Source organism: Bradyrhizobium sp. CCGB12, from assembly GCF_024199845.1.
GTDB lineage: Bacteria > Pseudomonadota > Alphaproteobacteria > Rhizobiales > Xanthobacteraceae > Bradyrhizobium.
The window spans coordinates 396,661-414,707 of the sequence record NZ_JANADO010000001.1; the positions used below are offsets into that span (position 1 = coordinate 396,661).

At 64.2% G+C, this 18,047-nt stretch carries 17 protein-coding genes; 8 read left to right on the top strand and 9 right to left on the bottom strand.

Annotation, left to right across the window (positions count from 1 at the left end):
• The first annotated feature begins 102 nt into the window (after nt 1-102).
• Nucleotides 103-258 (top strand): Flp family type IVb pilin, encoded by a 156-nt coding sequence (locus NLM27_RS01865; RefSeq protein WP_375142310.1) that lies wholly within the window; start codon nt 103-105, stop codon nt 256-258.
• A gap of 290 nt (nt 259-548) precedes the next feature.
• On the opposite strand, the gene NLM27_RS01870 is transcribed toward NLM27_RS01865, so the two are convergent.
• Nucleotides 549-2,159 carry an NAD(P)/FAD-dependent oxidoreductase gene (locus tag NLM27_RS01870; RefSeq protein ID WP_254141718.1) on the bottom strand — a complete coding sequence of 537 codons (1,611 nt, stop codon included), beginning with the start codon at nt 2,157-2,159 and terminating at the stop codon, nt 549-551.
• A 181-nt stretch (nt 2,160-2,340) separates the two neighbouring features.
• On the opposite strand from NLM27_RS01870, the gene NLM27_RS01875 reads away from it, so the two are divergent.
• The gene (locus NLM27_RS01875; RefSeq protein ID WP_254141719.1) at nt 2,341-4,620 is read left to right on the top strand and encodes a fused MFS/spermidine synthase; all 2,280 of its coding nucleotides are present in this window, start codon (nt 2,341-2,343) and stop codon (nt 4,618-4,620) included.
• 136 nt (nt 4,621-4,756) lie between these two features.
• On the opposite strand, the gene NLM27_RS01880 is transcribed toward NLM27_RS01875, so the two are convergent.
• A complete protein-coding gene (locus NLM27_RS01880; protein ID WP_375142222.1) occupies nt 4,757-5,737 on the bottom strand; it encodes a glycerophosphodiester phosphodiesterase in 981 nt (326 codons plus the stop codon).
• A 69-nt stretch (nt 5,738-5,806) separates the two neighbouring features.
• On the bottom strand, nt 5,807-6,592 hold the full coding sequence (locus NLM27_RS01885; protein WP_254141721.1) for a L,D-transpeptidase: 786 nt from the start codon (nt 6,590-6,592) through the stop codon (nt 5,807-5,809).
• Nucleotides 6,593-6,905: 313 nt separating this feature from the next.
• Between NLM27_RS01885 and NLM27_RS01890 the strand changes: the two genes are divergently transcribed.
• Nucleotides 6,906-7,232: a hypothetical protein gene (locus tag NLM27_RS01890; RefSeq protein ID WP_254141722.1), complete on the top strand. Its 327-nt coding sequence runs from the start codon at nt 6,906-6,908 to the stop codon at nt 7,230-7,232.
• 107 nt (nt 7,233-7,339) lie between these two features.
• On the opposite strand, the gene NLM27_RS01895 is transcribed toward NLM27_RS01890, so the two are convergent.
• Together NLM27_RS01895 and NLM27_RS01900 are read right to left on the bottom strand one after the other, a co-directional pair.
• Nucleotides 7,340-8,101, bottom strand: a complete 762-nt coding sequence (locus NLM27_RS01895; RefSeq protein WP_254141723.1) for an ABC transporter permease — start codon at nt 8,099-8,101, stop codon at nt 7,340-7,342.
• Complete coding sequence (locus tag NLM27_RS01900) at nt 8,098-9,021, bottom strand: ABC transporter ATP-binding protein (RefSeq protein WP_254141724.1); 924 nt, start codon at nt 9,019-9,021, stop codon at nt 8,098-8,100. Before NLM27_RS01900 ends, NLM27_RS01895 begins: the two co-directional genes overlap by 4 nt.
• Before the next feature lie 289 nt (nt 9,022-9,310).
• On the opposite strand from NLM27_RS01900, the gene NLM27_RS01905 reads away from it, so the two are divergent.
• Nucleotides 9,311-10,030: a hypothetical protein gene (locus NLM27_RS01905; protein WP_254141725.1), complete on the top strand. Its 720-nt coding sequence runs from the start codon at nt 9,311-9,313 to the stop codon at nt 10,028-10,030.
• Nucleotides 10,031-10,066: 36 nt separating this feature from the next.
• Here the strand turns inward: NLM27_RS01905 and NLM27_RS01910 are convergent, their stop codons facing one another.
• Entirely contained in the window at nt 10,067-10,918 is an 852-nt protein-coding gene (locus tag NLM27_RS01910) for an alpha/beta fold hydrolase (protein ID WP_254141726.1), read from the bottom strand.
• A gap of 121 nt (nt 10,919-11,039) precedes the next feature.
• Between NLM27_RS01910 and NLM27_RS01915 the strand changes: the two genes are divergently transcribed.
• The gene (locus NLM27_RS01915; RefSeq protein WP_254141727.1) at nt 11,040-11,660 is read left to right on the top strand and encodes an ABATE domain-containing protein; all 621 of its coding nucleotides are present in this window, start codon (nt 11,040-11,042) and stop codon (nt 11,658-11,660) included.
• 27 nt (nt 11,661-11,687) lie between these two features.
• Here NLM27_RS01915 and NLM27_RS01920 read toward each other — a convergent pair whose 3' ends face one another.
• Complete coding sequence (locus NLM27_RS01920) at nt 11,688-12,866, bottom strand: cytochrome P450 (RefSeq protein ID WP_254141728.1); 1,179 nt, start codon at nt 12,864-12,866, stop codon at nt 11,688-11,690.
• Nucleotides 12,867-12,882: 16 nt separating this feature from the next.
• On the bottom strand, nt 12,883-14,091 hold the full coding sequence (locus NLM27_RS01925; protein WP_254141729.1) for an ABC transporter substrate-binding protein: 1,209 nt from the start codon (nt 14,089-14,091) through the stop codon (nt 12,883-12,885).
• Nucleotides 14,092-14,190: 99 nt separating this feature from the next.
• Between NLM27_RS01925 and NLM27_RS01930 the strand changes: the two genes are divergently transcribed.
• Nucleotides 14,191-14,670 (top strand): MarR family winged helix-turn-helix transcriptional regulator, encoded by a 480-nt coding sequence (locus tag NLM27_RS01930; protein WP_254141730.1) that lies wholly within the window; start codon nt 14,191-14,193, stop codon nt 14,668-14,670.
• A gap of 111 nt (nt 14,671-14,781) precedes the next feature.
• Here NLM27_RS01930 and NLM27_RS01935 read toward each other — a convergent pair whose 3' ends face one another.
• Nucleotides 14,782-15,444: a TetR/AcrR family transcriptional regulator gene (locus NLM27_RS01935; protein ID WP_254141731.1), complete on the bottom strand. Its 663-nt coding sequence runs from the start codon at nt 15,442-15,444 to the stop codon at nt 14,782-14,784.
• A gap of 192 nt (nt 15,445-15,636) precedes the next feature.
• Here NLM27_RS01935 and NLM27_RS01940 point away from each other — a divergent pair, with 192 nt between their 5' ends.
• Nucleotides 15,637-16,494 carry a DUF3313 domain-containing protein gene (locus NLM27_RS01940; protein WP_375142311.1) on the top strand — a complete coding sequence of 286 codons (858 nt, stop codon included), beginning with the start codon at nt 15,637-15,639 and terminating at the stop codon, nt 16,492-16,494.
• Nucleotides 16,495-17,060: 566 nt separating this feature from the next.
• The gene (locus tag NLM27_RS01945) at nt 17,061-17,999 is read left to right on the top strand and encodes a LysM peptidoglycan-binding domain-containing protein (RefSeq protein ID WP_254141733.1); all 939 of its coding nucleotides are present in this window, start codon (nt 17,061-17,063) and stop codon (nt 17,997-17,999) included.
• The last annotated feature ends 48 nt before the right edge of the window (nt 18,000-18,047 follow it).

Genomic DNA, 18,047 nt, shown 5'->3' on the forward strand with positions numbered 1-18,047 from the left:
GTTCCAAGATTAACCCGGCCGAAGGTTCCATGCCGTAGATTTCCGGATGTTTGGCGCGGCCAACACAGCTTGAAATGGAAACGGAGGCAAGTCTTGAAGCGCATGGTTTCGAAGTTCTGGTCAGACGAATCAGGTGCAACTGCGATCGAATACGGTCTGATTGCAGCCGGCATCGCTCTGGCGATCATCACCGTGGTGAACAGCCTGGGCACCAGTTTGAATGACAAGTTTGGTTCGATTAGCACCTCTTTGAAGTAATTTCCGCCTTCCATTTCCCAGCGGGGGCTGATTTTCTTCTTAGATTGTTTCCCGATCACCGCCCGCTAGGGAATTGCCCCCTGGCGGGCGAGGTCGTTTTTGCTGTGTGATTCTCAGGTGCTCTCCACAGGCTGTCCGCACCTTGTCACCACGTCATCCGCGGCTTTTCCCTCAATTGCCCCTGTGGTTCTCCACTGCCTTTCCCCAGGCTTGTCCACTCGACTGTCCGCGCGCATCCTCTTCCTGATCCCGTGTATCTCGACAGGCCTGTCCACAGCCCATCCCCAGACCTATCCACGGCTTCCGAACAGCGAGCGGTGATCCCTCAGGATCGCCTGCGCCGCGTTGTGGCCGGGGGCGCCGGTGACGCCGCCACCGGGGTGGGCGCCGGAGCCGCAATGGTAGAGGCCCTTAAGGGGCCCGCGATAGTCGGCATGGCCCAGCATCGGCCGCGCCGAGAACAGCTGGTTCAACGTCAGCGCGCCGTGGAAGATGTCTCCACCCAAAAGGCCGAACTGCCGTTCGAGATCGAGCGGCGAAAGGATCTGGCGGCCGAGCACGCTCGCCGCAAAGCCCGGGGCATATTTATCCACCGTCGCGATCATGAGATCGGCGACCTCCTCGCGGTGGTCGTCCCACGACCTTCCATCGGGAAGCTCCGGCGCGACGTGCTGGCAGAACAAGCTCGCGACATGTTTGCCTTCCGGCGCCAGCGTATCGTCGAGCGTCGAGGGGATCAGCATCTCGACGACGGGTGAGCGGCTCCAGCCCAGCGCGCGCGCGTCGAGATAGGCGCGGTCCATGTAGCCGAGATCAGGTGCCAGGATGATGCCGGAGGTGAGGTGATCGCCATCGCCAGGCAGCGCCGTGAAGGAGGGCAGGCGATCCAGGGCCACGTTCATGCGGAAGGTGCCGGAGCCGTTCTTCCAGTGGCGCATGCGCGTGAGGAAGTCGTGGGGCAGGGCATCGGTATTGACCAGCTTCGTATAGAGCAGCTTCGGATTGACGTTTGCCGCAACATATCTGGCGCGGATGACCGTGCCATTGTCCAGCACGACGCCGACGGCGCGATCGCGCTCGACGATGATCTCGCGCACGCCAGCATCCGTGTCGATCGCAACGCCATGATCCCGCGCCATGCGCGCCATGGCCTGCGTGATCGCGCCCATGCCGCCGACGGCGTGGCCCCAGACACCCTTCTTGCCGTTCACCTCGCCGAAGGCGTGATGCAGCATCACATAGGCCGAGCCCGCGGCGTAGGGGCTGGCATAGTTGCCGACAATGGCGTCGAAGCCGAACAGCGCCTTGACCAGATCATGCTCGAAGCGCTCGTCCAGCATCTCGCCGGCCGAGCGGGTGAAGAGGTCGAGCAGGCTGCGACTTTGCTCCAGGGTGAGACCGCGCAGGATATTGGCGCTCTGGAACGCGTTCACGGCCTCGCGGATCGCAGCCGTGCCAAAGCCGTCGAGCAGGTTGGGCGGCGCGCGCAGCACGAACTGGCGCAGCACGTCTGCAATGTCCTCGAGCTCGCGTGAAAATCCGTCGAGCGCGTCTGCATCATGCGCGCTCAGCCGTGCGACTGATTCTTTCGTCCGTCCCTCGCCGGTGAGCAGATAGCTGCCGTCCGGCGCGGGCAGAAAATTCTGCGCGCGCCGCTCGACGATCCGCAGCCCGTGTTCGGCAAGCTTGAGGTCGCGGATCACCTGCGGATTGAGCAGGCTCACGGTATAGGCCGCGACTGAGTTGCGGAAGCCGGGGTGAAACTCCTCCGTGACCGCGGCGCCGCCGACGACCTTGCGGCGCTCGACCACCCGGACGCGCAGTCCCGCCATCGCGAGATAGGCAGCGCAGGTGAGGCCGTTATGGCCAGCGCCGATGATGACGACGTCGGTTTCGCTCATGATGATGACTTCAATGTTCCACGGTCGTTTCGGGATGGCTCGAAGGACCGGCCTTACAATGATATCTGTATATCAAGCATTCCTCGCCGCAACATCACGAGAGCCTTTATTGCCCGTTCAGGCGCGGTGTGCTCCATTGCGCGCGGTCCGGCGCCCGCCGGGGCTTTGAGCCGGAGCTTCCATGGATTCGATCGTGCAACCCGCCGCCACGGAGCAGCCGTCGTTGTCGCGCAACCGGCTGGTGTTGACGGTCTACACCGCCGCGATCTTCGTCAGCGCGCTCCTGCTGTTCTCGGTGCAGCCGCTGTTCACGAAGATGGTGCTGCCGCGGCTCGGCGGCTCGCCGGCGGTGTGGTCGGTGGCGATGGTGTTCTTCCAGTCGCTGCTGCTCGCGGGCTATGCCAATGCGCATCTGTTGATGCAGGTCAAAAACCGCATCGTTCCGGTCGCAGTGCATCTGGTGCTGCTGATCGCGGCCTTCGCGACGCTGCCGCTCGGCATCGCCTCCGCCTATGGCGAGCCGCCCGCTTCGGGCTATGCGTTCTGGCTGCTCGGCCTGTTCGTGGTCTCGATCGGATTGCCGTTCTTCGCGCTCGCTGCCAACAATCCGCTGCTGCAAGCCTGGTTCGTCCGCACCGGCCATCCCGCCGGGCACGATCCCTATTTCCTCTATGCCTCCTCCAACATCGGCAGCTTCCTTGCGCTGCTGTCCTATCCATTCCTGCTGGAGCCGATGTTCACGCTGCATACGCAGAACCGGTTCTGGACCGCTGGCTACGGCCTCCTGATCCTGCTGATCGCCGCTTGCGGCGTGCTGTTGTTGCGTTCGCCGAGGCTGGCGGTGGCCGATGCGCGAACCGAGGAGGCGAATGCGCCGGCGCCTGGTCTGGTGACGCGGCTGCGCTGGATCTTCCTGGCCGCAGTGCCGTCCGGTCTGCTCATTGCGGTGACGGCGCATATCTCCACCGACGTCGCGGCGGCGCCGCTTCTGTGGGTGCTGCCGCTGTCGCTGTATCTGCTCACCTGGGTCGTCGTGTTCCAGTCCCGTCCGCTGCTGCCGCACAAATGGATGCTGATGTTGCAGCCGGTCGCGATCGCGGGCGTGGTTGTCCTGCTGGCCTTTGGTGGCGAGCAGAACCTGCTGCTCACGCTCGGCGGCCATCAACTCTGCTTCTTCGTCATTGCCATGGCTTGCCACGGCGAACTGGCGCGGACACGGCCCGCCGCCAAATATCTCACCGGTTTCTATGTCGCGCTGTCGTTCGGCGGCATGGTCGGCGGCCTGTTCGCGGGGCTCGTCGCGCCGTTCACCTTCTCGTGGATCGCCGAATATCCGATCCTGATCGCGCTCGCCGCATTGTGCCGGCCGCCTGCAAACGAGCGTTTGGCGGGCATCGTCAAATGGTACTGGCTGGCGCTCGCCGCACTCGCGGTGGCGCTCGTCGCACCGTCTTACACGACGGGCGATCTGTCGACCTGGTTCGAGGATCATCGCGTCTGGGTCGCCGGTGCTGTTGGTGTGCTCGCCGCGCTATTGGCGCTTGTGCTCAATGCGGACCGCTGGAAAATCTTTGCCACCGTGGCGCTCGCGCTGGCGTTGATCCGGGTTTATCCCGCGGACGAGGGGCGCGTCACGACGGTGCGCAGCTTCTTCGGCGTACACAAGATCGTGGTGACGCCCGGCGGCTATTTCCACGTGCTGATGCACGGCACCACGATCCACGGCGCCGAGCGCTTCCGCAACAATGACGGTACGCCGGTCACCGGCCGGCCCGAGCCGATCACCTACTATCACAAGGACGGCGGCATCGGTCAGGCCGTCACCGCGATCCGCGAGCGCAAGGGCGCACCGCTGAAGGTCGCCGCGATCGGCGTCGGCTCCGGCACGCTCACTTGCGCGGCCGCGCCCGGCGAGGACTGGACCTTCTTCGAGATTGACCAGTCCATGGTCGACGCCGCGAGCGACCCGAAGAATTTCCGCTATATCTCGAGCTGCATGCCGGGCCTGAAGCCGGTGATCGGCGATGCACGGCTGACTTTCGCGAAGGAGCCGGACGGCGCCTATGACCTGATCATCGTCGACGCCTATTCGTCAGATGCGATTCCGATTCATCTCGCCACCGAAGAGGCGATGAAGATCTACAAGGACAAGCTTGCCCCGCACGGCGCCGTGGTGATGCACGTCTCGAACCGGCATCTCGATCTCGAGACCGTCGTGGTCGGCATTGCGGATGCCAATGATCTCAAGAGCTGGGTCTTCAACGAGGATTCCGGGCGCGATGGCGATTACATCTTCTCGACCGACGTCGTCATCTCCGCGCGGGAAGATGCCGACATCGGCAGGCTGGCCTCCTCCAAGTCATGGGAGCAGACCGAAGCCGACGACAGGGTGCGGGCCTGGAGCGACGACTATTCCAACATCCTGGGCGCGCTGTACCGGCGCTTGCGGGACGGCGAGTAGGGAGCTCCGTCGCCCGGACGCTGCGCAGCACGAAGTGATGCGCTGCAGAGCCGGGGCCCATGGCGCGGCGTTTCTGGGTCCCGGCCCTGCGGAGCAGCGTTGTACGCTGCACCGCGTCCAGGACACGAGATCGGAGTTACGGCGTCACCGGCGTCCCCGCCGGCAACGCAATTCCCTTCTCGCCGGCGACCTGCCGCAACAGGTCCGGCCTGTCCGAGATGATGCCGTCGACGCCGAGCTCGATCATGCGCGCCATGTCCTCCGGCTTGTTCACAGTCCACACCACGACGCGCAATCCAAGTCCGCGAGCCTCCGAGATCAGTGCCGCGGTCACGTCGCCGAAATGAGGTGACCAGACCGCGCCGCCCGCGGCCTTGATCGTCCGCGGCAGCGAGGCGGCGTGATCGGCCGGGTTGAAGCCCGCAGTCCACGCAGTGGCTTTGTCGAGCGCCACAGTGGCTGTGCCGCGCTGGAGCGTGAGGTAGGCCGTCGGCATCTTCGGCGCCTGCTGCTGCACGAGCTGTAACGTTCTCCAGTCGAACGACTGGATCATGACGCGGTCGGAAAACTTTTCGGCCTCGATCACGCTGAGCAAGCTGGTGACGAACGCTTGCGGGGCAAGGGTTTCATCCGGGCGGTTCGGATCGATCTTGGTCTCGATGTTGAAACGCACGCGCGTATTGCCGGACTTGCGCACCAGGGCGAATAGCTCGCTCAAGGTGGGAATGCGTGTCCCCGCCACGGCGCGCTGGTCGGGGAATTGTCTCGCATAGGCGCTGTCGGGCCGGATCTGGCCGACGTCATAGGTCCTGACCTCGCCCAGCCGCAATTTTACGATAGGGGTGCCAGGTGCGACCACATAGGCGCCGCGCGCATCGCGTGCGAGACTGGGATTGAGCCTGCGCTCATGCGAGACGACGACCTCGCCGTCCGCGGTCACGCCGACGTCGAGCTCCAGCGTGTCCACGCCCATCGACAGCGCGTTGGCGAAGGCCGGCAGGGTGTTTTCCGGCAGCAGCGCCCGCCCGCCGCGATGGGCCTCGAGGTCGAATCCCATGGCCGGTCCCGCTATCAAAGCCCAGAGCACAGTCAGAACGATCGTGGCACGAGACGGCATGGTGCCTCGAAAAGCAATCTGTTGTTCGTGCTGACCGCCGAGGGGCGGTTGACGGACACGGTGCGAGCGTCAGTTCTGGTAGTAATAGCCGCGCGGCTGATAAACCTGCCGGGGTTGCGGCTGATGGTAGTAGCCCTCCTGGCCGTAGCCCTGGTCGTAATAGGGGCGCGGCTGCTGCTGCTGATAGACCTGCGCGTCATAGAGCGGGCGCGTGGCCGAGCGCGGCGCCGGATAGCGCGCGCCGGTGTCGCTGCCGTCGGCCGGATAGATGTAGTTGTCATCCTGCGGCATGTAGCGGCGGGTGGGTTGCGCAGGCGGCGTCAGGTTCACGGGATCGCCGGCCGCGCTGTACTGCTCTTCGGCCGGCTGCTGAGCGCGGGCAACTGCATTGGCGTTGCGGCCGCGCGGATTGCGCGCCAGCGCCACCTGCGCCGAGCCGGTCAGGGTCACCGTGGTGTTGAGCACGCCCTGCTGCTGCACCAGGGCATAGAGCGTCGTGGCATTCTGGCGCGACAGCCGCACGCAGCCATGCGAGGCCGGCGAGCCGAGCCGGCCGACCGAGTCCGTGCCGTGGATGGCGTGCCCGACCTTGGTGAAGAAGATCGCGTGCGGCATCGGCGCGTCGTCGAATTCCTTGGAGTAGTGATCCTCTTCCATGCGGAAGGCGCGGAATGCGCCATTCGGCGTCTCGCGCGAGGGGATGCCTGTTGACACCGGCCAGCGATAGCGTGCGACGCCGTCGACGGCGACGGTCATCTGCTGATTGTCCTTGTCGACGGTGATCTCGACCTTAGCCTGCGCGGCGCCCGCGCTCAAAACCATCAGGGATGTGAAAGCAATCAAAAACGAACGCATCGGACTTCTGGCCTCCGGCCTGTTCACGCTAGCGCCGCGGCTCTCCGTCCCCCGGCGTGCACTATGCCTGCAATCCGGCTTTCGTCCAGCAGCCTAGCCACCCATCGTTAACGCGAAGCCTGATGTAAGCAAGGCCGCTTTGTGCCGCGCAGGCTGCGGCGGCGCTGACATTTTCGCGAGCCGGACGCGCGTTCACAACGCCGACAATTCGTCACAAAGGCGCAACCATTTGGCCGCTTCGGGCGTTGATCGTGGCAACTCTCGACGGCGGCGTCCGCCCCGTTTGCTCCTTTTATTTTCCTTGGGACTGAAGATGAACAAAGCTCGTATCGTCGCCGCAGCCCTGCCGGTCGGTCTGCCCCTCCGGCTGCTGTTCGCAGCCGCCGCCATCCTGCTCGCGCTGTTGTCGCTGCCGCAAGCCGGTCACGCCCAGGGCATCGTGCGCGGAGCCCAGGAAGGCTCTTATGAAGGCAATCGGATTGCAGGTCCCGTAGGCGGCGCAGTTGGCGGCGTCGTCGGTGCCGGTGTCGGCGGCGCCGTCGGTGCGGTCGAGGGCGTGTTCGGGATTCCCCACCGTCATTACCGCCACGGCTGCCGCGGGTATTATGACGGGTATCATCACTTCCATTGCTACCGGTGACGTGGCGGTAGCCCGGATGGAGCGAAGCGCAATCCGGGGTCGCTGTTGCCTGGAAGCTATGCCCGTTCCGGATTACGCTTACGCTCCATCCGGGCTACGTATCTCTATCAATTCTTCAGCCGGTAGCCGGTCCGGAAGATCCACCAGATGGTCGCCAGGCAGATCACCAGGAACGCCACCGTCATGCCGATGCTGACGGACACGCTGACATCCGCAATCTCGTAGAAGCTCCAGCGGAAGCCGGAGATCAGATAGACGACCGGGTTGAGCAGCGCCACCGTGCGCCAACCGGCCGGCAGCATGTCGATGGAATAGAAGCTGCCGCCGAGGAAGGTGAGCGGCGTCACCACCAGCATCGGGATCATCTGCAGCTTCTCGAAGCCGTCGGCCCAGATGCCGATGATGAAGCCGAACAGGCTGAACGTCACCGCCGTCAGCACCAGGAAGGTGAGCATCCAGACCGGATGGTGAATATGCAACGGAACGAAAAGCCCGGCGGTGGCAAGGATGATCAGGCCGAGGATGATCGACTTGGTCGCGGCCGCGCCGACATAGCCGAGCACGATCTCGAAATAGGAGATCGGCGCCGACAGGATCTCGTAGATCGTGCCGGTGAATTTCGGAAAGTAGATGCCGAACGAGGCGTTGGCGATGCTCTGTGTCAGCACCGAGAGCATGATCAGGCCCGGCACGATGAAGGTGCCGTAGCTGACGCCCTCGACCTGGCTGATGCGCGAGCCGATCGCGGCGCCGAACACCACGAAATAGAGCGAGGTCGAGACCACCGGCGAGACGATGCTTTGCAGCAGCGTGCGCCAGGTGCGCGCCATTTCGAACAAATAGATGGCGCGGATGGCGCGGTGATTCATGACGTCCTCACGAGATCGACGAAGATGTCCTCGAGCGACGATTGCGTCGTGTCGAGATCGTTGAAGCGGATGCCGGCCGTGCGGAGATCGCCGAGCAGGCTGGTGATGCCGGTGCGCTCTCCCTTGGTGTCGTAATCGTACACCAGCGTCGCGCCGTTGTCGCAGAGCTCGAGCTCGTAATGCCCGAGGCTCTCCGGCAGCGCGTCGAGCCTGCCTTGCAGATGCAGCGTCAGCCGTTTCTTGCCGAGCTTCTGCATCAGGGTCGTCTTGTCCTCGACCAGCACGATCTCGCCCTTGTTGATGACGCCGATGCGATCGGCCATCTCCTCGGCTTCCTCGATGTAGTGCGTGGTGAGAATGATGGTGACGCCGGACTGCTGAAGGCCGCGCACCACCTCCCACATGCCCTTGCGCAGCTCGACGTCGACGCCGGCGGTCGGCTCGTCCAGGAACAGGATCTGCGGCTCGTGCGACAGCGCTTTGGCGATCATCACGCGCCGCTTCATGCCGCCGGAGAGCGTGATGATCTTGTTGTCCTTCTTGTCCCACAGCGAGAGGTCCTTCAGGACCTTCTCGATATGATCAGGGTTCTTCGGCTTGCCGAACAGGCCGCGGGAGAAGCTTACGGTCGCCCATACGCTCTCGAAGGCGTCGGTGTGCAGCTCCTGCGGCACGAGGCCGATCAGCGAGCGCGCCTTGCGGTAGGAGGTCTGGATGTCCTCGCCGCCGACGAGGACGCGGCCCTCGCTCGGATTGGCGATGCCGCAGACGATGGAGATCAGCGTGGTCTTGCCCGCGCCGTTTGGCCCGAGCAGCGCGAAAATCTCGCCGCGCTTGATGTCGAGATTGACGTTCTTGAGCGCCTTGAAGCCGGACCCATAGGTCTTCGACAGATTGGCGAGGGAAATGATGGAGGACATGATGGCCGCAAGGCTGAGGGGCAAAGGTTGGGGGAGGGAGGCTGGAACCTGCCGGGAAGGGCGGGTCAGCGGAGCCCTGAGATAGGAGCGCCCCTGCTCGGTCGCAATTGCTGGGAGAAAAATGGTCTCAAAACAGGTCCTTCGGTGGCAGGTTCCGGCCAGGTGTTGCGCGATGGTCACGGCCTGCTGCTAAGATTGTCGCTCACGAGGCTCTTTGTTGCGTCTGCGAGCAGGCCGTGGCTACGATTCCACCCAATCGCGACGCGTATTGTCCCCGGGGAAAAGATCGATGAGACCGAACGGCCGTCACACCGCCGGCGCCAGCCAGTTGTCCGCCCTCCGCATGTGGGCGATGGGCCTGCTTCTCCTGTCAGCAGTTGTCGTCAGCCCGACCGGCGCCAAGGCCGCGCCGAGCCAGGCTCAGGTCGCGACCACGCATGTCTACCTGCTTCGTGGCGTGCTCAACATCTTCTCGCTCGGGCTCGACACGATCGGTGCCCGGCTCCAGGCGCAGGGCATCCCGGTGACCGTCGCCAACTTCGTTTCCTGGTCCTCGCTCGCCGATGAAGCGGCTGCCGCCTACAGGGCCGGCCGCCTCAAGACCATCATTCTGGTCGGCCACTCCTCCGGCGCGACCGCGCTGCCGGACATGATCGCCAAGCTCAACCAGCTCGGCGTTCCCGTGAAGCTCGCGATCGGCCTCGACTCCGTATTCAAGACCAGGCTCTCGACCGGCGCCGAGCGCTACATCAACATCTATATCGGCGACGGTCCCGGCGAGCCGGTGCGGGCCGCAGCGGGTCTGCGCGGCAAGCTCGACAATGTCGACGTTCGCGGCACCGGCGTGGGTCACATCTCGATCGACAAGAACGAGGCGATCCAGCGCCGCGTCATCGCCGAGATCGACGCCGCGATCATGCGCTCGCGTGCACCGGCAGCTCCGGTCGCCGAGCCTCGTGCGCCGCGGTCCTCGCACTCGGCGGCGGCAGCGGCGCCGGCACGGAACTAGCGACTTTCGCAGGCGTGCGGCAATCGCCGCGGTCCGTTACTTCAAGAACGCGCGAATGCTTTCCGCGATCTCCTTCGCATGCGTCTCCAGCGCAAAATGGCCGGTGTCGAAGAACTGCACCACCGCGTTGGGATTGTCGCGCTTGAACGCCTCGGCGCCGGGCGGGATGAAGAAGGGATCGTTCTTGCCCCAGGCCGCCAGGAATGGTGGCTTGTGGGTGCGGAAATAGCCCTGGAATGCCGGATAGAGCGCGACGTTGCTCTTGTAGTCGCCGAACAGGTCGAGCTGGATGTCGTCGGCGCCGGGGCGCGCGAGATAGAAATTATCGAGGTTCTGGCCGTCCGGCGACACCACGGCTGGATCAGGGACGCCATGCGTGTACTGCCAGCGCGTGGCCTCCGGCGTGAGGAAGGCGCGCAGCGCCTCGCGATTGGCCGCTGAAGGGTCTTGCCAATAGGCCTTGATCGGCGTCCAGCCGTCGCTGAGGCCATCCTCATAGGCGTTACCGTTCTGCGAGATGATGGCCGTGATGCGCTCGGGATGGCGCAGCGCGAGCCGGAAGCCGGTCGGCGCGCCGTAATCGAAGACGTAGACGGCGAAGCGGTCGAAGCCGATCACCTCGGTGAAACGGTCGATCACCTGCGCGACATTGTCGAAGGTGTAGCGGAAGCTCTCGCGCGAGGGCATGTCGGACTGGCCGAAACCGGGAAGGTCCGGCGCCACGATGTGAAACCGGTCTGCGAGCAGCGGAATGAGGTCGCGGAACATATGGCCGGCGCTCGGGAAGCCGTGCAGCAGCAGGAGCTTGGGCGCGTCGGCTGGACCGGCCTCGCGATAGAACACCTTGAAGCCGTCGACGTCTGCGGTGCGGTAGGTGGTCGAGATCATCGCCGTCTCCATTGCTGCAGTAACCTGTTAATTGGAATTATTGAGGTTACTTTCGTAACTTGTCAATCGAAATTTTAGTGGTTACTTAGATCGCAGCTTTCCGATCGCCCAAGGACCGCTCATGGACCGCCCGCCCGCCATGTTTATCGCCGACTCGCTCGGGCTTGATTTCCTCAACTCGGTGGCGACACCGCTCGATACGCCCGTCGATTGGCTCGACGATGGCGAGGGTCTGATCGATTGGCTGGCACAGGCGAAGCTGGCGCCGGCGGATGAGCTGGACGCGCTGACGGCGCGCGCAACGCCGGGCGAGCTCGACAAGGTGGCCGGTCAGGTCCGTGCCTTGCGCGAGTGGTTTCGCGGCTTCGTTCTGGAGCATGCCGGACGGCCGCTCACTGCGAAGGCGTTGGATGAGCTTGGCCCTTTGAACAGCGTCCTGGAGCGCGATGAGGCGTTCCGGCAGATCGTGCCGCGCCGCGGTGAGCAGGGGGACGGTCTTGCGCTGCAAAGGATGCGGCGCTGGCGATCACCCGAATCCCTGCTGCTGCCGATCGGGGAAGCCCTGGCGAAATTTGTCTGCGAGGAAGATTTTTCCGATGTGAAGGCGTGCGAGGGCCATAACTGCACCATGCTGTTCGCGGACCACACCCGGAGGCGCGCGCGGCGATGGTGCACCATGGCGATCTGCGGCAACCGCGCCAAGCAGGCCGCGCATCGCAGCCGGCTCAAGAGCCGGCAGTGACCGACGGCAGCGCCACATGCGATGCAGTCAGGCTGCTGTCACCCGCACCGGCATGCTCGCAAGCCCGCGTAGCGAATTGTTGAGCCTGCGCTTCGGCTCTGCCGTGAGCTCGATGGTCTTCACGCGCCTTGCGATCTCGCTGAAGATCAATTCGCCTTCCAGACGTGCGATCATCTGACCGACGCAGGCATGGATGCCTGCGCCGAACCCGACATGCCCGGTCGCGGGACGCTCGACGTCGAAGCGATCGGGCCTGTTCCAGCGCGCGGGATCGCGATTGGCGGAGGCCATGAACAGCAGCAGCTTGCGATGCGCCGGGATCACGCCGCCGCCGATCTCGACGTCGCGCGAGGTGGTGCGAAAGAACGTCTGCACCGGTGAATCGTAGCGTAGGCCTTCCTCGAAAGCGTTGCGCGCCAGCTCCGGTTTGTGGTGGAGCTTGCGGTATTCATCCGAATGGGTAGCGAGTGCGAGCAGGGTGTTGCCGATGCCGTTGACGGTGGTGTCGATTCCCGCTGTGAGGAATGGCCGCGCCAGATGTGTTGCCTCGTGCTCGGTGATCTCGCCATCGTCGGCCGCCTGGTAGATCATCATGCCGAGGCTGTCGGGCCGCAGCGCGTCCCGGGCGCAACATTCCATGATCCAGCTCTGCGCGGCGAGACCTTCCTGCCGTGAAGCTGCGAGTATCTCGTTCTCCGGCCCGAAGCTGTCGAACACGAACGTGCTCCAGGCCAATAGCTTCTCGCGGCCGTCCGGCCGGATGCCGATCGCATCCGGAAACACCTTCATCGGATAGGCCTCCGCAAGATCGGTCACGGCATCGAACGTGCCTTTGTCGATCAGCTCCGACACCTTCCTCTCTGCTTCGCGCTGAAACGTCTCGCGCAGCTTCCTTGCGACGCCCGGAGACAGTGTACGACCGAGGACCCGCCGGCCCTTGTCGTGGTCGGGTGGATCGATCTGGAGTGTCAGCGGCTTCGGCAGCGCCGGGTTCATCCCATTGAGCCCGACGCCCTCGCCGCTGATGAACGTCTTCCAGTCCTTCAGGGCCGGCTCGACCTCGGCATAGCCGGCCATGGCCCACACGTCGTAACGCTCCAGCTCGAACGTTGGCCCGAGCGCGCGCAGCGCCTCATAGGCGGGGTAGGGGTCCACCAGGAAGTCGGGCGCAAACGGATCGACCGGACTGGATGCAATGCCGCTCATGGTCAGCTCCCAGCGGCTATTGCTTCGCGAGGGGACACTGACCATCGCTCTCGGAGCGGAATGCGTCCTCTCCCTTGATCGTGGCGACGACCTTCAGCAGATCCCAGGTGGAGGTCGACTCGTCGGGAGCCTTGACCTGCAAGAGGTAGAGCGGATGAATCTCGCGTCCGTCCTTGCGGATGTAGCCCTTGCCGAACAGCGGATCGTCAGTCGGCATCTCCTTCATCGCCGCGACCACGGCCTTGCCGTCCTTGGCGCCACCGGCCTTGTCGACGGCCTTGAGATAGTGAATGACCGAGGCATAGACGCCGGCCTGCATGTCGTTCGGATAAGCCTTCGAGGGAATGCGTTCGGCGAAGCGTTTGGCGAAAGCGCGCGTGCCGTCGTTCAGATCCCAATAGAACGGATTCATGATCTGCGCGCCTTGCGCAAACTTCAGCCCGAGTGCGGGCAGGCCGTTCATGCCGAGGATCAATCCGACCAGCTTGTGGTCCTTGGTCAGCCCGAACTCGGCGGCCTGCTTCATCGAGGTGATGGTATCGTCGCCGGCATTGGCGAAGCCGATGACGTTCGCACCCGACGCCTGGGCCTGGAGCAGGAATGATGCGTAGTCGGCGGTTCCCAGCGGATGCCGGACGCTGCCGAGCACCTCGCCGCCGGACGCTTTCACCGCCTCCGCCGCCTGCTTCTCAAGATCATGGCCGAACGCATAGTCGGCGGTGATGAAGAACCACTTCTTGCCGCCCTGCTGCACGATCGCCTTGCCGAGACCGCGCCCGTAGGCATAGGTGTCGTAGGTCCAGTGCACGGTGTTCGGCGTGCACTTCTCGCCGGTCAGCAGCACCGTTCCGGCACCCGATCCGACAAAGGCCTTGTTCTTCTCGGCGCTCATGCCGGCCACCGCAAGCGCGATGGACGAGTTCGGAATGTCGAAGATCGCGTCGACGCCCTCGTTCTCGTACCAGCGCCGGGCGATACCGATCCCGATGTCGGTCTTGTTCTGGTGATCGGCCGCAACGACCTCGACCGGCTTGCCGGCGGCCTTTCCGCCATAGTCTTCGACCGCCATTTTGGCGGCGACGACCGAGCCGATGCCCTGATAGCTCGCGAACGGACCCGATTGGTCGTTCAGGATGCCGATCTTCACGACCTCCTGGGCGAATCCCGGCGCGGCCGTCAGCATCGCCGCCAACATGCACAATTTGTGCAGGAATTTGCTGTTCATTGTGTCCCTCCCATGCGCGGTCTTGGTGCCGCTGAATAATAGTTATATTTTATAGCTATTTTCGAGAGAGTCAATCGGCCGGCCTTTGGATTGAGGATCATGAGCTCGAAAACCGTAAGACCCGGAGCGAAGTCCAATCAGCAGCCGGAGAAATCGCTGGACCTGCGCGCTCTCCAGCGGACGCCCGGCTTCATGCTGCGCCTCGCGCAGCTGAAGTTCTTCGAGGGCTTCTACGAGGAGTTCGCCGCATTGGGGCTGACGCCCGCGACCTACGCGATCTTCGCCGTCATTCGCGACAATCCGGGCGTGCCGCCGAGCAGCCTCGCCAGCCTGCTCCGGCTGCGCCTGCCAAACCTGATCAAGATCCTGAACGAGCTCGAGTCATCCGGCCTCATCAAGCGCAACCGCTCCAAGTCTGATCGCCGCGCCGTCGAGCTGATGCTCACGCCGAAGGGCGCAAAGCTCATTCAGGACGGGGCAAGGCTGACGGAGCCCTATAATCGGAAGATGCTGGTCCCGCTCACCGAGGCCGAGCAGCGCACGCTGCTCGAATTGCTGAACCGAATGCTGCCGCTCTAGGGCACGATCCGGAAAAGTGTGCAGCGGTTTTCCGAAAGGATCATCCTCGAACAACAACCTAAAGCGCAATGACGATTCATCCTGATCTCATCGCGCCTTGGGGGTGGGCTCCTATCGCTTCCTGACCAGCCTCAGGGGACGACCGGTCTTCTGATTGCGGGGCTTGATCGCAACGCTCCGTGCGTCGAGCGGCCTCAGGAAGCGGACGAGCATCGTCCTCAGATGTGCCGCGCTCTGCTTGATATCCAGCTTGGGATTGCGGATCGGCATTGCGCGGGATCCGTCGATGATGGCGATCAGGATGTTCGCCGTCGCGTCAGGGTCCAGTCCCGGATCCACCCGTCCCTGGCTTTGCGCCCGGCGCAGGAAGTCGCCCCACATGCGGCGCACCGCACGGGTGTGTCGTTCGATGGTCTTGGCGAATTCCGGATTGCGGGCGGCCTCCGCGAGCCCATCCAGGTTGAGGATCTGGGCGGGACGAAGTCGCAGGCTGGATTCCTCGATATCGGCGAGCAGCGCCTCGATCACGTCGGGGGCGGAGAGGATCTTTTCGAAGCGCTCCGCAGAACGCGCGAGACCAAGGTCGATCATGGCCTCGATGATCGCCATCTTGCTCGGGAAGTAGTGATAGAGGTGGCCGGGACTGATCCCGGCCTCAGCGCAGATGTCCGTCGTGCTGGCGCCGCGGAAGCCGTCCCGGATGAAGCAGCGGATCGCTGCGTCCAGGATCTCTCTTCGCTTCTGCTCGTGCTTGACGGGGTCAACTTTCCTCAAGGTGCACGTCTCTCATCCCGTGGAGGCTCGGTCCAGCAACACTCTAGCAACGTTTCGCCACGAGAAAATCAAAATTAGAGAGTTCCATCTATTTATGATGATGGATGGCGGTGCCAGGTGACAACTCGGGTAATTTTTCTAATGAGTCGCGCTGGCGTGAGCGGGGCCATGCACTTCAAATGGGCGGCCCTGATGTGCGTCACGTTCGCGGTCGGGGGGTGTGCGACCGCGCCGCTCGAACGGGCCGGCTCGCTCAGGAGCTACGACCGAATGTCCGACGCGAACGGACTGGTCACGCGATCACAAATCCGCGTGAACAAGAAGGACATGCTGGCGGCGAAGACGATCCGGATCGCATCGACAGTCATTCCCGCGCGCGCCGACGTTGCGCTGAACGAGAAGGAGCGGCGTCTGGTCGCCAATGCCATCAGCCGCGAGCTGTGTCTCCGCTTGAGCGAGCGCTTCCGCATCGTCTCCTCCGATGACGACGCGGACCTCACGGTGCAGGCGACGGTGACGCATGCCAAACCGACCAGCCCGACAGCCTCCGGCGCATCGAAAGCACTGTCGATCGCCAAGACAGTCGCGCTTCCCGGCGTGCCCGTGCCGGTGCCGAGGCTTCCGGTCGGCCTGGGCAGCCTGTCGGTCGAGGCGGAGGCGCGCGATTTTGCAGGATTTCAGAAGGCGGCCATGGTCTGGGCGCGCAGCGCCAACTCCATCTCGAACTCTGCACGGGTCGCAAATGAAGGCGATGCCTACGATCTCGCTGCCGACTTCGGCGCGGACTTCGCCAAGCTGGTCGCGACCGGAGAGTCGCCGTTCGGCGGCGTCCCCGCGCTGCCTCCGATGGAAAGCATTCCCGTGCGGTTCGGCGGCGCGCCCAAATATGTCGCGTGCGAAGCGTTCGGGCGGTTTCCGGGCCTCACCGGCTTCGCGGGGCAAGGGCTCGGCCTGCCGCCTGCATGGACGGATTCCGGTGCCAACGAGACCAATAGTCCGGCCCCGCCGCCAGCGCCCGAGGTGAATGCAGGGCAGACGCTCACGCAATGATCTGGCTGCGTTCCTCGTCGCGTCCGACTTCAACATGCGTCGACCGAAACTCCGCCTTCGGCCGCCGGAGCTCCCTGGCTGCCTCGGCAGCTGTCTTGACGCTGTTGCTGGCGGGGTGTGCGTCGAGCACAAATCTGCCTCCTGCCTATCATCCTGCGCGCCCGCCCAGCGCCGAGGCGGTGAAGGAGGGCGTCAGGAAAGGAGCCGCCGAAGTCAAGCTGAGCGGGGGACTCGAGACGTCCGCCGTCCGTCATACCGACCATGGGCCGGGATCGTATTTTGCCTGCCTGAGGCAGAGCGGCCCCTCCGCAAGCAGACGGCCCACCTATTCGGTCTTTTTCGATGATGACACCTACAAGGGAATCCAGAGTTCGGTCATTTCCGAGGCCTGCGAAGCCGAGCCATGGGTTCCGTTCAGCTGATGCCACGATGCGGGAGCAGGCAGAATGAGCGGCCCTCCGGACGGGCATCACGAACTCGGTTCCGTGCCCCAAATTCCACCCAATCGGTGTTCACCAAGCCAATCTGGGGGAGGCCACTGCCTCCCGTGGTGGGACTGCTGGACGATGATTGATTTGAGGCGAGCCGTCGCGCTGGCAGCGGTTGCGCTGCTCGTCCTGAGCAGCAGCATGGCCGTGGGGGCGCCTGCCAAGACGAAGCCCACCGCGGCCGTCCCCGCCGCGCCACCGCCTCCACCGTTCGAGCCGTTGCCGCCGCCGAAGATCTATCTGTTCCGTGGTGCGATGGGCCCGATCTTCTCGACCGGCATGGACCGGCTCGCCGAGAAGCTGACCAAGGCCGGCTTCTCCGCTGACGTCTATGAGTTCACGCTTTGCCGGTTCATCGGCAACCGCGTCATCTCCAGCTACAAGGAGAAGGCGGCGCCGATCGTGCTGATCGGCCACTCCATGGGCGGACTGTGCTCGGTTGTCATCTCCGAGATGGCGGCCAAGGAGAACATCCCGATCAGCCTCGTCATCGCCATCGATCCCGCGCATGCGACCGGCGACGTGCCGCTCAATGTCGAGCGCTTCATCAATATCTTCCTGTCCGACAGCGTGCTCGGCGGCGGCGACGTCGTGGCGGTGCCCGGCTATCGCGGCCATTATGCGAGCTACGATCTCAAGTCGAACGCGCGCGTCAGCCACATCAACATCGAGAAGTCGGACGACATCCATCGCCAGATCGTCGAGATGGTGACGCAGTTGCCGCGCATCCCACCGCAGACCCAGGCCGATGCCGTGCCGCTGCGTTATCTCGTGCCCGGCGACACGCTGGTCGAATTGTGGGATAGCGGCGTGCGGCTGCCGGTGCGCCGCGGCGACACCATGGAGAGCATCGCCGCCGCCAACCGCGTGCCGCTGTGGTCGCTCGCGCAGAGCAATTCGTTGCCGGAAGACGCCCAGCTCACCCCGGGCCAGACCATCATCGTCCCGCGCCATCTGACACCGCCCGAGCCGGCCGCCGCGATGGCGACGCCGCCGGCATCGACTGGGCGGCGATAGGCGACGTCGGTCTCAGGAGACCAAGAAGGTACGTTCCTTCTCCCGCTT

Coding starts and splice junctions, on each gene's coding strand:
- NLM27_RS01890 (WP_254141722.1), top strand. CDS start 6,906: ATGAACAAAGCTCGTATCGTCGCCGCAGCCCTGCCGGTCGGTCTGCCC.
- NLM27_RS01945 (WP_254141733.1), top strand. CDS start 17,061: ATGATTGATTTGAGGCGAGCCGTCGCGCTGGCAGCGGTTGCGCTGCTC.
- NLM27_RS01940 (WP_375142311.1), top strand. CDS start 15,637: ATGTGCGTCACGTTCGCGGTCGGGGGGTGTGCGACCGCGCCGCTCGAA.
- NLM27_RS01865 (WP_375142310.1), top strand. CDS start 103: ATGGTTTCGAAGTTCTGGTCAGACGAATCAGGTGCAACTGCGATCGAA.
- NLM27_RS01905 (WP_254141725.1), top strand. CDS start 9,311: ATGAGACCGAACGGCCGTCACACCGCCGGCGCCAGCCAGTTGTCCGCC.
- NLM27_RS01880 (WP_375142222.1), bottom strand. CDS start 5,737: ATGCCGTCTCGTGCCACGATCGTTCTGACTGTGCTCTGGGCTTTGATA.
- NLM27_RS01915 (WP_254141727.1), top strand. CDS start 11,040: ATGGACCGCCCGCCCGCCATGTTTATCGCCGACTCGCTCGGGCTTGAT.
- NLM27_RS01900 (WP_254141724.1), bottom strand. CDS start 9,021: ATGTCCTCCATCATTTCCCTCGCCAATCTGTCGAAGACCTATGGGTCC.
- NLM27_RS01895 (WP_254141723.1), bottom strand. CDS start 8,101: ATGAATCACCGCGCCATCCGCGCCATCTATTTGTTCGAAATGGCGCGC.
- NLM27_RS01920 (WP_254141728.1), bottom strand. CDS start 12,866: ATGAGCGGCATTGCATCCAGTCCGGTCGATCCGTTTGCGCCCGACTTC.
- NLM27_RS01870 (WP_254141718.1), bottom strand. CDS start 2,159: ATGAGCGAAACCGACGTCGTCATCATCGGCGCTGGCCATAACGGCCTC.
- NLM27_RS01885 (WP_254141721.1), bottom strand. CDS start 6,592: ATGCGTTCGTTTTTGATTGCTTTCACATCCCTGATGGTTTTGAGCGCG.
- NLM27_RS01875 (WP_254141719.1), top strand. CDS start 2,341: ATGGATTCGATCGTGCAACCCGCCGCCACGGAGCAGCCGTCGTTGTCG.
- NLM27_RS01930 (WP_254141730.1), top strand. CDS start 14,191: ATGAGCTCGAAAACCGTAAGACCCGGAGCGAAGTCCAATCAGCAGCCG.
- NLM27_RS01910 (WP_254141726.1), bottom strand. CDS start 10,918: ATGATCTCGACCACCTACCGCACCGCAGACGTCGACGGCTTCAAGGTG.
- NLM27_RS01925 (WP_254141729.1), bottom strand. CDS start 14,091: ATGAACAGCAAATTCCTGCACAAATTGTGCATGTTGGCGGCGATGCTG.